The sequence below is a fragment of the Micromonospora sp. NBC_01392 genome, from assembly GCF_045040125.1.
In the GTDB taxonomy this organism is placed as follows: Bacteria; Actinomycetota; Actinomycetes; order Mycobacteriales; family Micromonosporaceae; genus Micromonospora.
On the sequence record NZ_CP109549.1, the window covers coordinates 3,474,985 to 3,489,094 of the forward strand.

Sequence of the window (14,110 nt, forward strand, 5' to 3'; positions counted from 1 at the left end):
GCGGGCTGCTAGCGTTCGGTACGTGTCCCGGACCCGTACCGAACGCCTGGTCAACCTGGTGATCTGCCTGCTGTCGACGCGGCGTTTCCTGACCGCCGCCCAGATCGCCGCGACCGTGCCCGGCTACGAGCACGACCCGGACGACGCCAAGGACCATGAGGCGTTCCAGCGCAAGTTCGAGCGCGACAAGGCCGAGCTGCGGGAGCTGGGCGTGCCGCTGGAGACCGGCACGGCGAGCGTCTTCGACGCCGAGCCGGGCTACCGGATCGCCCACCGGGAGTACGCGCTGCCCGACATCCCGCTCGAACCGGACGAGGCCGCCGCGGTGGGCATCGCGGCCCGGCTGTGGCAGCACGCCGGCCTGGCCGCCGCCGCCTCGTCGGGGCTGGCGAAGCTGCGCGCCGCCGGCATCGACGTGGACCCGCAGGCCACGCTGGGTCTGGAGCCGATGGTGACGGTCGATCCGGCGTTCGCCCCGCTGACCGCCGCCGCGCGGGACCGCCGGGAGGTCGCCTTCGACTACCGGGTGCCGGACCGGGACGCGCCGACCCGCCGCCGGGTGCAGCCGTGGGGCGTGGTGTGTTGGCGCGGCCGGTGGTACGTGGTCGGTCACGACCTGGACCGGGCGGCGACCCGCTGCTTCCGGCTCTCCCGGGTCGTCGGCGCGGTCCGGGCGACCGGCGAGCCGGGTGCCTACCAGCCGCCCGCCGGGGTGGACCTGATCAGTCACGTGGCCCGCTGGTCGGGGCCGGTGGAGCGCACCGGCCGGGCGACCGTGCTGGTCACGCCGGGCCGCGCCGCCGGGCTGCGGCGCTGGGCGGTGGAGAGCCACGCCGGGCCGGACGGGGACCGGCTGGTGCTGCCGTACGCCGACGCCGAGTTCCTGGCCGGCCAGATCGTCGGGTACGGCCCGGACGTGCGGGTGCTGGAGCCGCCGGAGGTTCGGGAGGCGGTCATCCAGCGGTTGAAGGAGGTCGCGGCCCGGCACGACGAGCTGGCGGTGGCCGGGGGTGCCCGGTGACCCGGCCGGCGGCGGCCCGCGCCGGCCGTGCCTCGGCCGACCGGCTGGCCCGGCTGCTCAACCTGGTGCCCTACCTGTTGGCCCGCCCCGGCATCGAGATCGCCGAGGCGGCGCACGACCTGGGCGTGACCGAGCGGCAGCTCCGGGAGGATCTGGAGCTGCTCTGGGTGTGCGGGCTGCCGGGTTACGGCCCCGGTGACCTGATCGACATGGCGTTCGACGGCGACCGGGTGACGATCACCTACGACGCCGGCATCGACCGGCCGCTGCGGCTCACCCCCGACGAGGCGTTGGCCCTGGTGGTGGCGCTGCGAATGCTCGCCGAGACGCCCGGGGTGGCCAACCGGGAGGCGGTGGAGCGGGCCCTGGCGAAGATCGAGAGCGCGGCCGGTGACCTGGGCGGCGCGCCGGTGGAGGTGCTGCTGCCCGGCGACACCGACCGGGTGCGGGAGCTGCGCGCCGCGGTCGAGCGGGGCCGCGCGCTGCGGATCACCTACTACACGCCGGCACGGGACGAGTCCACCGAACGCACCATCGACCCGTTACGGATGCTGTCGGTGGGCGGCCGGGCGTACGTGGAGGCGTGGTGCCGCCGTGCCGAGGCGGTCCGGCTGTTCCGGGCCGACCGGATCGACGCGGTCACCGAGCTGCCGGAGCGGGCCGTGGTGCCGCCGCAGGCCCGCCCGCACGACCTGCGGGACGGCGTGTTCCGGCCGTCGGCCGACCTGCCGTTGATCACGCTGCGGATCGGCCGGGGCGAGCGGTGGATCACCGAATACTATCCGTGCGAGCGGGTCGAGGCCGACGGTGAGCAGTGGCTGGTGTCGCTGCGGGTCACCGACCTCGGCTGGGCCCGCCGGTTCGTGCTCGGGCTGGGCCCGGACGCGACCGTGGTGGCCCCGGCCGAGCTGGCCGAGCAGGTCCGCGCGCAGGCGGTCGCCGCGCTGGACGCGTACGCGGTCCCGACCGGCACCGCCGGTCCGGCGGCCACCGGCGTCACCCGATAGGCTGACCGCGTGGTGATGTGGATCGTGCTCGGGGTCGTGCTGTTCGCGCTGGTCGTGCTGGCCCTGGCGGTCCGCCCGGTGGTGGCCCGGCTGCCCCGGCTGCGCCGTTCGGCGGTGGCGTTGCAGCGCCGGGCCGTCGAGGCGGAGTCGCTGCGCTCGGCCGCCGAGGAGTTGCAGGCGCGGGCCGAGGCGCTCCAGGAGCGGGCGACCGTCGCGCAGGAGCGGATCACGTTGATCAAGGCCAAGCGCGGGGAGTAGTGATCGACGCGTGCCGTTTCCCACCCGAATGCGCCGGGACGGGTGGTTGACGGGACACTTCGGGTTGGCCGAGACTTCACCGACCGGGTCGGCACCAGCGGGCCCGGCGGGGGTGGCAAGCCGCTGCGACGCACGTACGATGGGCGGCGACCCACCTTCACCACCGACACAGAGCGACTGGAGCTTCCCATGGGTGCCCTCAAGCCGTGGCACATCGCCGTACTCGTGGTCGTGCTGATCCTGCTGTTCGGCGCGAAGCGGCTTCCGGACGCGGCCCGCTCGCTGGGCCGTTCGCTGCGGATCATCAAGGCCGAGACGAAGAGCCTGCACGACGACGACCGTGACCTGGCCGAGAAGGCCGACGCGCAGGCCGCCTACCAGCCTCTCCCGCCGCAGCAGCCGCTCCAGGGCCAGCAGCAGTACGCGCAGCCCCAGCAGCAGTATGCTCCGCAGCCGCAGCAGCCGGTCGCCCCGCCGGTCGACCCGGTGCAGCGCGTCCGCGAGAACTGATCCGAAGGGGCCTCATCACCGTGGCCTTCGGGTTGAAGAAGCGCGGGCCGAGCACGTTCGCGCGCGCCGCCGACGGCTCGATGACGCTCATCGAGCACATCCGCGAACTGCGTAATCGACTGTTCCGGGCTTCCCTGGCGGTCGTGGTCGGCTTCGGCTTCGGTTTCTGGCTGGCCGAGCCGGTCCGGAAGTTGCTGTCGCAGCCCTACTGCGACCTGCCGCAGTCGGTCGATCCGGACACCGGCAAGTGCCTGTTCGTGCAGCTCGGCGTCGCCGACGTCTTCCTGCTGAATCTGAAGATCGGTCTCTGGGTCGGCCTGATCATCGCCGCCCCGGTCTGGCTCTACCAGCTCTGGGCGTTCATCGCGCCCGGCCTGCACCGGCACGAGCGGCGGTACGCGTACATCTTCACCGCGCTCGCCGCCCCGTTGTTCGCCGCCGGTGCGGTGCTGGCGTTCTTCGTCACCACCAAGGGACTCGAGTTCCTGCTCAACGTCTCCGGCGACGACATCGCGACCAACCTCGAGGTCACCCGCTACATCTCCTTCGTCACCAACCTGATCCTGCTGTTCGGGGTGGCGTTCGAGTTCCCGCTGATCGTGCTGATGCTCAACTTCGTCGGCCTGGCCAGCGCGAAGCGGCTGCTGAGCTGGTGGCGCGTGGCGATCTTCGTGTTCTTCGCGTTCTCCGCGGTGGTCACGCCGACGCCGGACCCGTTCGGCATGACGGCGCTGGCGATCTGTCTCTCCGCGCTCTACTTCGGCGCGGTCGGGGTGGCGTTCATCAACGACCGACGGCGCGGTCGGGGCCGGGAGGTCTACGCGGGCATCGCCGACGACGAGGTGTCGCCGCTGGACCTGTCCGACGAGCCGGTGCCGACCGGCGCCCGGATCGAGGCGTCCGCCCCGGTCGCGGCCCCCGAGCCGGTCGCCGCGCCGGCGCCGATCGAACGCCGCTACGACGACATGACCTGACCGTCCGGTCCGCAGTCGAACGCCGTCCCCGCCGCTCGGGGGCGGCGTTCGTCGTCCCGGGAGGTGGGTGGATCGGGGCTCAGGCCACCCGGCGGGCGGCGGTGGGGGACAGCGCCGGAACGGCGTCGGGGTGCAGGATCGCGGCGATCGCCTCGGCGCCGTCGACCAGGCGGGGACCGGCCCGCACGATGAGCGCGTCCGCGTCCACCGCCCAGACCTCCGCGCCGGGGAAGTGCCCGGCCACCGCGCCGGCCTGGTCGGCGGCCCCGTCCAGCCGGAAGCCGCACGGCGCGACCAGCACCACCTCCGGGTCGGCGGCCCGCAGCTCCGCCCAGGTCGTCGGCGTGGACCGGGCCCCCGCACTGGTGGCCACCGGCTCGCCGCCGGCGACGTCCACCAGGTCCGGGATCCAGTGCCCGGCGCCGAACGGCGGGTCCACCCACTCGACCACGGCGACCCGCCGCCGGGGCCGGCCGGCCACCGCCGACCGGATCGCCGCCAGCCGGGCGCGCAGGCCGTCCACCAGGGCCTCGGCGCGGTCCGGCACCCGGGCCGCCGCGCCCACCGCGCGGATCGTGCCCAGCACGTCGTCGAGCGTGTACGGGTCGAGCGACAGCACCTCCGCCCGCGCGCCGAGATGCTCGACCGCGTCGGCCACCCGGCCGGACGGCAGCGCGCAGACCCGGCACAGGTCCTGGGTGAGGATCAGGTCCGGGTCCAATCCGGCCAGCGCGCCGGCGTGCAACGTGTACAGGTCGTCGCCGGCGGCGACCCGCTCCCGCACGTACGCGTCGATCTCGCCGGGGCTCATGCCGCGGGTGTCCCGTCCACCCACCACCACCGTGACGCCGGCCCGGTACGACGGCGGCACCTCGCACTCGAACGTCACCCCGACCAGGTCGTCGCCGAGGCCCAGCGCGTAGACGATCTCGGTGGCGGACGGGAGCAGGGAAACCAGACGCATGCCGCCCATCATGCCGGGCCGGCGCGCGGCTGCACATTCGAGTCGCCCTCGGGCCTTGCCGCCACCGCCGGCCCGCTTAGACTCTGCTGACTCCGCCGAGTCCCACGCCCGTCCCGGTCAGCGCGCTGACCTCCGCTCCGGAGAGCCCCGATGAAAAGCCGTACCGCCGCCGTCCTGACCGTCCTCTGTGCCGTCACCGCGCTCACCGCCTGCGGCGACGACGAGCCCGCGCCGAAGGGCGAGCAGGTCCCGGTGACCGCCACCGACACCAGCTGCGAGGTCACCACCACGCTGTTCACCCCCGGCACGGTGACCTTCACCGTGACCAACCGGGGGCAGCAGGCCACCGGCGTCTACGTCTACGGCCGGGAGGGCGACGGCTTCACCAAGGTGATCGCCGAGGTGGCCGACGTGCCGGCGGGCCGCACCGGTGACCTGCGCGCCACGCTCGCCACCGGCTCCTACGAGGTGGCCTGCAAGCCCGGCCGGCAGGGCGACGGGGTGCGCACCCGGATCACCGTCTCCGACGACGGCAACGTGGCCAGTGCCGCGGCCGAGACCGCGTACGACCGGGCGGTCGCCGTCGAGCTGACCGGTGACACGCTCACCGGCGCGGACGGGCTGATCGCCGAGCCCGGCGAGAAGCTCTCGCTGAAGGTGACCAACAAGACCGCCGGCGCCCGGACGCTGTACGTGCTCAATCCGGACGGCAAGCGGATCGCCGAGCTGAAGGCGGAGCCGAACGGCACCGCCGAGACGGTGGTGGCCCTGGGCGCGGCCGGGAACTGGACGCTCAAGGTCAAGGGCGACGGGGTGCCGTCGGTGAGCAAGCGGCTGGTGGTGCGCTGACCGGAAGAGTTACGACGCGGGTGCATCCATCGGGGACGGTGCGGGCGAAGCAAGGGTCGTGACGACAGTCACGGACCTGGTCGCCTCGACGAAAGGCTCCCCGATGAACATCGCTCGTCTCGCCGCCCGGCTGGCCGTGGGCGCCACGGCCGCGGCGGTGGCCACCGCCGTCGCCGCCGCGCCCGCCCAGGCCGGCGCGAAGCAGCCCGGCACGCGTTCGCTGGCCGCGGTGCTCACCGCCGACAAGAGCGGCTTCGACCGCAACGCGCGGGACTTCGACGTGCTCACCAAGGCGGTCCTGACCGTGTTGGAGGCGAAGCCGAACTCGCCGGTGAAGGTGCTCACCGACGGCACGGTCGCGCTGACCGCGTTCGTGCCGAACGACTACGCGTTCCGCGAGCTGGTCCGCGACATCACCCACGCGCGGACGCTGCCGAGCGAGAAGGCCGCGTTCGACGGGGTCGCCGGCCTGGGTGTGGACACCGTGGAGAACGTGCTGCTCTACCACGTGGTGCCGGGCGCCACGATCGACCGGAAGGCGGCGCTGAAGGCCGACGGCGCGGAGCTGTCGACCGCACTCGGCGCCTCCGTCGAGGTCGACGTGCGGCACTGCTGGTACGGCAAGCAGGTGCGCCTGGTCGACGCGGACACCAACGACCGTGACGCGCGGGTGGTCCGCTACGACATCAACAAGGGCAACAAGCAGATCGCCCACGCGGTGGACCGGGTGCTGCGCCCGGTCGACCTGCCCTGACCCACGTACCGTCCGACGGCGTCCGGCTCCGTGCCGGGCGCCGTCGTCGTGTCGCCGGTCAGCGGACGGAGTGGCCGAACTGGCTGCTCAACGCCAGCCCGGCGGTACAGCTCAGCTCACCGGGGGCGAGCTGGACGTGGGAGGGCCGCCACGTCTCGGCGGCGCCCGTCGGGCCGACGCGGGCGAGCAGGCAGTCGTACTGGCTGGCCCGCAGCGCCACGCCGACCGTGCCGCCCCGCACGGCGATCTCCTGCCGCACGGCCGGGTCGAGTTCCAGGCCGGCCACGGCGGCACGGACCGCCGCCTCGTCGGGGCCGGACCGGGTGAGCGCCGCCCGGAGCCGAGCGTCGACGCCGGTGAGGGACGGGTCCCGGGGGACCGGAAGCGGGTCGCCGGTGGGGCAGTCGATGTCGTCGTCGCGGTCGTCCCGTTCGGGGCCGAGGTTCAGCCGGAAGCAGACGGGTTCGGTGCCCTCGACCCGTTCGCCCCAGTCGTTGACGCCGACCCCGTGCCCGGTCACCCGCAGCACCAACGTCACCCCGGTCTGCCAGTGCGTCTCGCCGCGCACCTGGAGCACCTCCACCGCCTGCTCCTGCCCGGCGGCGTGCACGAACTCGTCGGCCTGGTAGAGGTGGTCGACGTCGAACCGGCTCTCCAGCCGGTCGACCGTCCCGGTCGCGTCGGCGACCGCGCTGTCGTGCCAGGGCGTCTCGCCCGGCCGGTGCGCCCACCACAGCCCGGCGGCCAGCGCGAACGGGGCGAGCGCGAACGGGGCGAGGACGGCGATCAGCGTGCGGGAACGCATGGCGCGGAGTATGCCGTACGGTCGTCCGCGCCGTGGCCCCGTCGATCACCGACGTCGGTGTCTCCCCTGGTGGGCGGTGCGCCCCGTGTCGTACCGTGCTCGCCGTGACCGCGCCCGATCATGTTCCGCCCGGCCCGGTGGCCGTGCTCGCCAACCCGACCGCCGCCCGGGGCCGGCACCGGGGCCTGCTGCCGGAGGTCCTGGCGCGCCTCGGCGTCGCCGGCCGCCCGGTGGAGCTGCTGCGCGCGCGTACCGCCGGGGAGGCGGAGGCGGCGTGCCACGCCGCGGTGGCCGGCGGCGCCGGGGCGCTGGTCTCGGTCGGCGGCGACGGCACCGTGCACCGTGCGGTGCAGGCGGTCGCCGGCACGGCGGTGCCGTTCGGGCCGGTCCCGGCCGGCACCGGCAACGACTTCGCGGTGGACACCGGCTACCCGGCCGACCCGCTCGCCGCCGTCGACGTGATCGCCGCCGCGCTGGCCGCCGGCCGGACCCGCCCGGTGGACCTGGCCCGGCTGTCCCGGCCCGGCGACGACGACCGCTGGTTCGGCGCGGTGCTCGCGGCCGGCTTCGACGCGATCGTCAACGAGCGGGCCAACCGGATGCGCTGGCCGCGCGGTCGGCGCCGCTACGACCTGGCGATCCTGGTCGAGCTGGCCCGGCTGCGCCCCCGCCGCTACCGGCTCACCCTCGACGGCGAGCCGCACGAGGTGGACGCGGTGCTGGTCGCGGTCGGCAACGCGGCCAGCTACGGCGGCGGCATGCGGATCTGCCCGGACGCCGACCCGACCGACGGGCTGCTGGACGTGGTGGTGGGCGGTCGCTTCGACAGGCGCACGCTGATGCGGGTCAAGCCTCGCATCTACCGGGGCACCCACGTCACGCACCCGCTGGTGCGGACCTACCGGGCGCGGACGGTGGAGCTGGTCGCCGACGGCATCACCACGTACGTGGACGGCGAGCGGGCGTTCCCGTTGCCGGTGACCGTCACCGCCGTGCCGGCGGCGCTGCGGCTGCTGCGCTGACCACGGCCGGTGGTGGGGCGGCGGCGCGGACCGCGCCCGCGCTCGCGGCCACCACCAGCGCGATGGCGAGCACCTCGACCGGGTGCAGCGCCTGACCGAGCACCAGCCAGCCGGCCAGCGCGGCGATCGCCGGTCCGAGGCTCATCAGCACCGCGAACGTGGCGGTGGGCAGCCGTCGCAGCGCCGCCAGCTCCAGGCTGTAGGGCAGCACCGAGGCGAGCAGCGCCAGCCCGGCGCCGAGCCCCAGCACCGCCGGGTGGACCAGCCGACCGCCCGCGTCGACCAGCCCGATCGGCAGGGTGACAAGCGCCGCCACGGTGAGGGCCAGGGCCAGCCCGTCGGCCCGGGGGAACCGCGCGCCGACCCGGGCCGAGCAGACGATGTACGCCGCCCACATCGTGCCCGCCGCCAGCGCCAGCGCCGCGCCGACGGGGTCCAGCCGGTCGAAGCCGCCCTGCCCGAGCAGGGCGACGCCGGCCAGCGCCAGCCCGGCCCAGCACCACGCGGCGACCCGGCGTGCCCCGACCACGGAGAGCGCCAACGGGCCGAGCACCTCCAGCGTCACGGCCGGCCCGAGCGGGATCCGTTCGATCGCCTGGTAGAAGATCGAGTTCATGCCGGCCAGGGCCAGCCCGAACGCGACCACGGCGGCCCAGTCGCCGCGCCGGTGCCCGCGCAGCCGGGGCCGGCACACGACGAGCATCAGCAGCGCGCCGAGAGTGAGCCGCAGCGTGACCGCCCCGGCCACCCCGGTCCGCGGGAACAACGACGCGGCCAGCGCGGAGCCGAACTGCACGGACAACGCCCCACCGAGCACCAGCGCCACCCCACCGAGCCGGCCCGGCGGTAGGGGGTGCCGGGCGGTGCCGCCGCTGACCTCAGCCGGCATGCCGGACATCGGGCCGGGCACGTCGGCCCCGGGGCTCCGCCGCGCGGCCGGCCCGACGCTCCGCCGCGCGGCCAGCTTGACGACCCGACGCGTGGCCGGTCACCGGATGCCGGCCAGGTCGAGCACGGCGCCCAGCCCGTTCGGCCGGCCGGGTTCGGCGCACGGCAGCACCAGCACGCCGCAGCCGGCCGCCACCGCGCCGGCGTCGGCCGGGGTGTCGCCCACCATCAGCGTGTGCTCCGGGTCGACGCCGAGCAGCCCGCAGGCCCGCAGGAAGATGCCCGGGTCCGGCTTGCAGCGCCCCACCTCGTACGACAGCGCGTACGCGTCGACAAGCGCGTCCAGGTCCCAGGCGGTGAAGAGTGGTCGCAGGTCGAAGCCGATGTTGCTGACCACCGCCACCTTCACGCCGGCGGCCCGCAGTGCGCCGAGCACCGGCGCGGTGTCCGGGTACGGCAACCAGCCCTCGGGCACCAGCACCCGCTCGTAGAGCGCGTCGGCGAGCCCGTCGATGCCGGCATCGACGGTCTCGGCCAGCCCGGTGTAGGCCCCCCGGTGGGCGTGCGGGTAGAGGTCGCGGTCGGCCCACAGCTCGGCCAGCCGGGGCGGCACCCGGGCGGGCAGCGGGCCGCCGGCCCGGCCGGCGGTGAGCAGCCGGTCGGCGAGCGAGGTGGCCTTGATCCGGTCCAGTTCGACCCCGCAGGCGGCCGCGGCGGCGCGCACCCAGGCCAGCGGCTCCTCGACCTGGGCGAGGGTGCCGTGGAAGTCGAAGAGCACCGCCTCCACGGGCCGGCGGGACGGGCTCGGGCGGACGGCGTCGTCGGCGCCGCGCGAGGCGTGGGGCAGTTCGGTACGGTCCGGCACGTCGTGCACCCTACCGACCCGCTCCGACGGCCCTGCCGGACGGCCTTGACCGGTGGTCGTCGGCGGTACCGATTAATCTTGGATGCATGTCGAGCCCCGCCGAGCGGTACGCCGCGGCGCGCCGCCGGGCCGCGCAGGCCTCCGCCTTCCCGGCCCTGGACGAATTCTCCCGCGATCTCGGGTTCGACCTCGACGACTTCCAGCGGGAGGCGTGCGAGGCCCTGGAGCGGGGCAGCGGCGTGCTGGTCTGCGCGCCCACCGGCGCCGGCAAGACGGTGGTGGGTGAGTTCGCCGTGCACCTGGCGCTGCGCGGCACGCCTGGTGGCGACGGGCCGGCCGTGCGGCGCAAGTGCTTCTACACCACGCCGATCAAGGCGCTGTCCAACCAGAAGTACCACGACCTGGTCGACCGCTACGGCGTCGCGCAGGTCGGCCTGCTCACCGGCGACAACGCGATCAACGGGGACGCGCCCGTGGTGGTGATGACCACCGAGGTGCTGCGCAACATGCTCTACGCCGGCTCGGCCACGCTCGAGGGCCTGGCCTACGTGGTGATGGACGAGGTCCACTACCTGGCCGACCGGTTCCGGGGCGGTGTGTGGGAAGAGGTGATCATCCACCTGCCGGAGTCGGTGACCCTGGTCTCGCTGTCGGCCACCGTCTCCAACGCCGAGGAGTTCGCCGACTGGCTGGTCACCGTGCGCGGCGAGACCGCGGTGGTGGTCTCCGAGCACCGGCCGGTGCCGCTCTGGCAGCACATGCTGGTCGGCAAGCGCATGTTCGACCTGTTCCACGACGCCGACGCGGCCCGCAAGCACGACGTCCACCCCGAGCTGCTGCGCCACACCCGGGACACGGTGCGCCGGCTGGAGCTGGGCGAGGGGCGCAGCGCCGGCCCCGGCGGCGGGCGGCGGGGCCCGCGCTGGCGGGGCCCGATGCGCCCGGACATCGTCGACCGGCTCGACCGGGAGGGGCTGCTCCCGGCGATCCTGTTCATCTTCAGCCGGGCCGGCTGCGACGCCGCCGTGCAGCAGTGCCTCGCCGCCGGGCTGCGGCTGACCTCGCCCGACGAGCGCGCCGAGATCCGCCGCGTGGTCGAGTCCAAGGTCACCGCGATCCCGGGTGAGGACCTGTCCGTGCTGGGCTACTGGGAGTGGCTCGACGGGCTGGAGCGCGGGCTCGCCGCCCACCACGCCGGCATGCTGCCCGCGTTCAAGGAGGTCGTCGAGGAGCTGTTCGTCCGCGGCCTGGTCAAGGCCGTCTTCGCCACCGAGACGCTCGCGCTGGGCATCAACATGCCGGCCCGCTGCGTGGTGCTGGAGCGCCTGGTCAAGTTCAACGGCGAGGCCCACGTCGACCTCACCCCGGGGGAGTACACCCAGCTCACCGGCCGGGCCGGCCGGCGGGGCATCGACGTGGAGGGGCACGCGGTGGTGGTCTGGTCGCCGGAGACCGACCCCCGGCACGTGGCCGGCCTCGCCTCCACCCGCACCTACCCGCTGCGGTCCAGCTTCCGGCCGTCGTACAACATGGCCGTCAACCTGGTCGGCAGCGTCGGCGCGGCGCCGGCCCGGGAGCTGCTGGAGTCCTCGTTCGCGCAGTTCCAGGCGGACCGTTCGGTGGTCGGCCTGGCCCGGCAGGTGCAGCGCAACACCGAGACGATCGAGGCGTACGGCGCGGAGGCCACCTGCCACCAGGGCGACTTCGACGCGTACTTCGCGCTGCGGGTGGCGATCGCCGACCGGGAGCGGGCCATCGCCCGGCAGGGGCAGACCCAGCGCAAGGCGGCGGCCGTCGCGTCGCTGGAGCGGCTGCGGGTCGGTGACGTGATCCGGGTGCCGTCCGGGCGGCGGGCCGGCCTGGCCGTGGTCCTCGACCCGGCGACCGGTGGGTTCGGGGAGCCGCGCCCGCTGGTGCTCACCCAGGACCGCTGGGCCGGCCGGGTCAGCCCCGGCGACTTCACCACCCCGGCCGAGGTGCTCACCCGGATCCGGGTCCCGAAGCACTTCAACCACCGGTCCCCGGCGGCCCGGCGCGACCTGGCCGCCGCGGTCAGCGGCACCGGGCTGGACCGGCACGGCGGCCGGCGCGGCGGCCGGTCCCGCCAGGCGGTGGGGGAGGACCACCGGCTCAGCCAGCTCCGCGTCGAGCTGCGCGGGCATCCCTGCCACGCCTGCCCCGACCGCGAGGAGCACGCCCGCTGGGCGGAGCGCCGCCGCCGGTTGGAGCGCGACACCGAGGAGCTGCGGGAGCGGGTCAGCGGGCGGACGGGCTCCCTGGCCCGTACGTTCGACCGGATCGTGGCGCTGCTGACCGCGCGCGGCTACCTGGCCCCCGACGGTGAGGTCACCGACGCCGGCCGGACGCTGGCCCGGATCTGGACCGAGGCCGACCTGCTGGTCGCCGAGTGCCTGCGCCGCCGGGTGTGGGACGGGCTGTCCCCGGCCGAGCTGGCCGCCGCCGTGTCGGTGGTGGTCTTCGAGGCCCGGCGGGACGTCGACGAGCGGGCGTCGCTGCCGCGCGGCGCGGTCGGCGACGCGGTCGACGAGACGCTGAAGCTGTGGGGCGACATCGAGGCGGACGAGGCGGCCCGCGGCCTGGCCGTCACCCGCGAGCCGGATCTCGGCTTCGCCTGGCCGATCTACCGGTGGGCGCGTGGGGAGGCGTTGGCCAAGGTGCTCGCCAGCGGGCACCAGATCGACGGCGAGATGCCGGCCGGCGACTTCGTCCGGTGGGCCCGGCAGGTGGTCGACCTGCTCGGCCAGCTCGCCGACTCGGGCGGCGCGTCGACCGAGCTGCGTTCCACCGCGCGGCAGGCGATCTCGGCCGTGAACCGGGGCGTCCTGGCCTACCACGCCTCCGCCTGACGATCACTTTCGGTCACTGCCAGCGGTAAATCGACGCATCGCTCCGTCATCGCGACGGCACCCCCCGAACATCCGGGGGGCCGCCGTCATGCCTGGTCAGACGCTGCCGGATCATTGCCGTGGCGCGTCGGGTCACGCGTCGGTAGCAGATCGGGGGAAGGTCACCGTGGGCGAGATCAATCACTTCGAGTACGGGTGGATCACACCCGCGCTCAGCTACGCGCTGTCCGTGCTCGGCTCGGCGCTCGGCCTGGTCTGCGCGGGGCGGATCCGGACCGCCACCGGCGCCGGCCAGCGGGCCTGGTGGGGTCTGCTCGCGGCCTGGGCGCTGGGCGGCACCGCCATCTGGGCGATGCACTTCATGGCCATGCTCGGCTTCGCCGTCGCCGGCACCCGGATCCGGTACGACGTGCCGCTGACCGCCGCCAGCACGGTGATCGCGATGGGTGCGGTCGGCATCGGCCTGGCCATCGTGGGCACCGGTCGGCTCACCGCGACCCGGCTGCTCGCCGGCGGCTTCTTCACCGGCGCCGGGGTGGCCGCCATGCACTACACCGGCATGGCGGCGATGCGGCTGGACGGCACGCTCGGCTATGACCCGTTGCGGGTGACGCTCTCCGTGGTGATCGCGCTGGTGGCCGCCACGGTGGCGCTCTGGCTGGCGATGACCGTCCGGCGCGGCGTCGCCATCATCGCCTCCGCGCTGGTCATGGGCATCGCCGTGAACGGCATGCACTTCACCGGCATGAGCGCGCTGTCGGTGCACCTGCACGAGGGCCGGGGCGCGACCTCCGGTGGCACCGAGGTCAGCGGTCTGCTGGTGCCGATCGTGCTGGCGGTGGTCTTCGGCGTGGTCGGGCTGGTCTACGCGTTGCTCGCCGCGCCGTCCGACGACGACCGGGCCGGCGCCGCGTACGTGGCGGCCCGGCTGGACGGCGCGTCGCCGGTGGCCGAGGCCGAACCGGCGCCGGACCCGGTGGGCCTGCGCGCCCGGTCGGCACCGGGCTCCTCGACACCGCCCCCCGCGACACCGGACCCGGTCGGCCTGCGGGCCCGGTCGACGCTGGCGCAGCCGGGTGCGCAGTTCCCCTCCCGCCGGAACACCGACCGACGCCCCTAACCCGCTCCCGCCCTCCCCCGCCCTCCCCCCTCGTCCCCCCGCGCCCCCCAGGGCCCACGGCCCAGAGCACTAATTCACGGAAAGAGTGGCCATCCCGCTCGGAATGGCCACTCTTTCCGTGAAACAGCGCGGAGCGGGGCGGGGGCGAGGCGCGGCGGGGGCGGCGCGGCGGGTGCGGCGCGGAGCGGCGCGCCGGGGTGCGGCGC

Annotated in this window: 14 protein-coding genes; 10 read left to right on the forward strand and 4 right to left on the reverse strand. The window is 75.0% G+C overall.

The annotated features are described in order from the left end of the window. Positions 1 to 22 precede the first annotated feature (22 nt). The 5 genes from OG767_RS15600 (at position 23) to tatC (ending at position 3,770) form a co-directional block, all read left to right on the forward strand. On the forward strand, positions 23 to 1,021 hold the full coding sequence (locus OG767_RS15600; RefSeq protein ID WP_281940772.1) for a YafY family protein: 999 nt from the start codon (positions 23 to 25) through the stop codon (positions 1,019 to 1,021). Continuing rightward, a complete protein-coding gene (locus OG767_RS15605) occupies positions 1,018 to 2,028 on the forward strand; it encodes a helix-turn-helix transcriptional regulator (RefSeq protein WP_405094054.1) in 1,011 nt (336 codons plus the stop codon). Before OG767_RS15600 ends, OG767_RS15605 begins: the two co-directional genes overlap by 4 nt. A 15-nt stretch (positions 2,029 to 2,043) precedes the next feature. Then, positions 2,044 to 2,286 carry a hypothetical protein gene (locus tag OG767_RS15610; RefSeq protein WP_405094227.1) on the forward strand — a complete coding sequence of 81 codons (243 nt, stop codon included), beginning with the start codon at positions 2,044 to 2,046 and terminating at the stop codon, positions 2,284 to 2,286. Positions 2,287 to 2,475: 189 nt separating this feature from the next. Beyond that, complete coding sequence (tatA, locus tag OG767_RS15615; RefSeq protein ID WP_405094055.1) at positions 2,476 to 2,796, forward strand: Sec-independent protein translocase subunit TatA; 321 nt, start codon at positions 2,476 to 2,478, stop codon at positions 2,794 to 2,796. Between the two features lie 20 nt (positions 2,797 to 2,816). Beyond that, complete coding sequence (gene tatC / locus OG767_RS15620) at positions 2,817 to 3,770, forward strand: twin-arginine translocase subunit TatC (RefSeq protein ID WP_405094056.1); 954 nt, start codon at positions 2,817 to 2,819, stop codon at positions 3,768 to 3,770. 79 nt (positions 3,771 to 3,849) lie between these two features. On the opposite strand, the gene OG767_RS15625 is transcribed toward tatC, so the two are convergent. Beyond that, complete coding sequence (locus OG767_RS15625; protein ID WP_405094057.1) at positions 3,850 to 4,734, reverse strand: ABC transporter substrate-binding protein; 885 nt, start codon at positions 4,732 to 4,734, stop codon at positions 3,850 to 3,852. 150 nt (positions 4,735 to 4,884) lie between these two features. Between OG767_RS15625 and OG767_RS15630 the strand changes: the two genes are divergently transcribed. Both OG767_RS15630 and OG767_RS15635 read left to right on the forward strand, forming a co-directional pair. Further along, positions 4,885 to 5,583: a hypothetical protein gene (locus OG767_RS15630; protein ID WP_405094058.1), complete on the forward strand. Its 699-nt coding sequence runs from the start codon at positions 4,885 to 4,887 to the stop codon at positions 5,581 to 5,583. Between the two features lie 103 nt (positions 5,584 to 5,686). Further along, positions 5,687 to 6,337: a fasciclin domain-containing protein gene (locus OG767_RS15635; RefSeq protein ID WP_107155602.1), complete on the forward strand. Its 651-nt coding sequence runs from the start codon at positions 5,687 to 5,689 to the stop codon at positions 6,335 to 6,337. Positions 6,338 to 6,395: 58 nt separating this feature from the next. Here OG767_RS15635 and OG767_RS15640 read toward each other — a convergent pair whose 3' ends face one another. Further along, a complete protein-coding gene (locus OG767_RS15640) occupies positions 6,396 to 7,142 on the reverse strand; it encodes a hypothetical protein (protein ID WP_405094059.1) in 747 nt (248 codons plus the stop codon). Between the two features lie 95 nt (positions 7,143 to 7,237). On the opposite strand from OG767_RS15640, the gene OG767_RS15645 reads away from it, so the two are divergent. Then, positions 7,238 to 8,164 carry a diacylglycerol kinase gene (locus OG767_RS15645; RefSeq protein WP_405094060.1) on the forward strand — a complete coding sequence of 309 codons (927 nt, stop codon included), beginning with the start codon at positions 7,238 to 7,240 and terminating at the stop codon, positions 8,162 to 8,164. On the opposite strand, the gene OG767_RS15650 is transcribed toward OG767_RS15645, so the two are convergent. Further along, positions 8,127 to 9,053, reverse strand: a complete 927-nt coding sequence (locus OG767_RS15650) for an EamA family transporter (protein WP_405094061.1) — start codon at positions 9,051 to 9,053, stop codon at positions 8,127 to 8,129. The genes OG767_RS15645 and OG767_RS15650 overlap by 38 nt on opposite strands. A gap of 99 nt (positions 9,054 to 9,152) precedes the next feature. Further along, positions 9,153 to 9,917 (reverse strand): HAD family hydrolase, encoded by a 765-nt coding sequence (locus tag OG767_RS15655; protein ID WP_405094062.1) that lies wholly within the window; start codon positions 9,915 to 9,917, stop codon positions 9,153 to 9,155. Between the two features lie 86 nt (positions 9,918 to 10,003). Here OG767_RS15655 and OG767_RS15660 point away from each other — a divergent pair, with 86 nt between their 5' ends. Beyond that, positions 10,004 to 12,784 carry a DEAD/DEAH box helicase gene (locus OG767_RS15660; RefSeq protein WP_405094063.1) on the forward strand — a complete coding sequence of 927 codons (2,781 nt, stop codon included), beginning with the start codon at positions 10,004 to 10,006 and terminating at the stop codon, positions 12,782 to 12,784. A gap of 166 nt (positions 12,785 to 12,950) precedes the next feature. Further along, positions 12,951 to 13,904: an MHYT domain-containing protein gene (locus tag OG767_RS15665; RefSeq protein WP_405094064.1), complete on the forward strand. Its 954-nt coding sequence runs from the start codon at positions 12,951 to 12,953 to the stop codon at positions 13,902 to 13,904. The last annotated feature ends 206 nt before the right edge of the window (positions 13,905 to 14,110 follow it).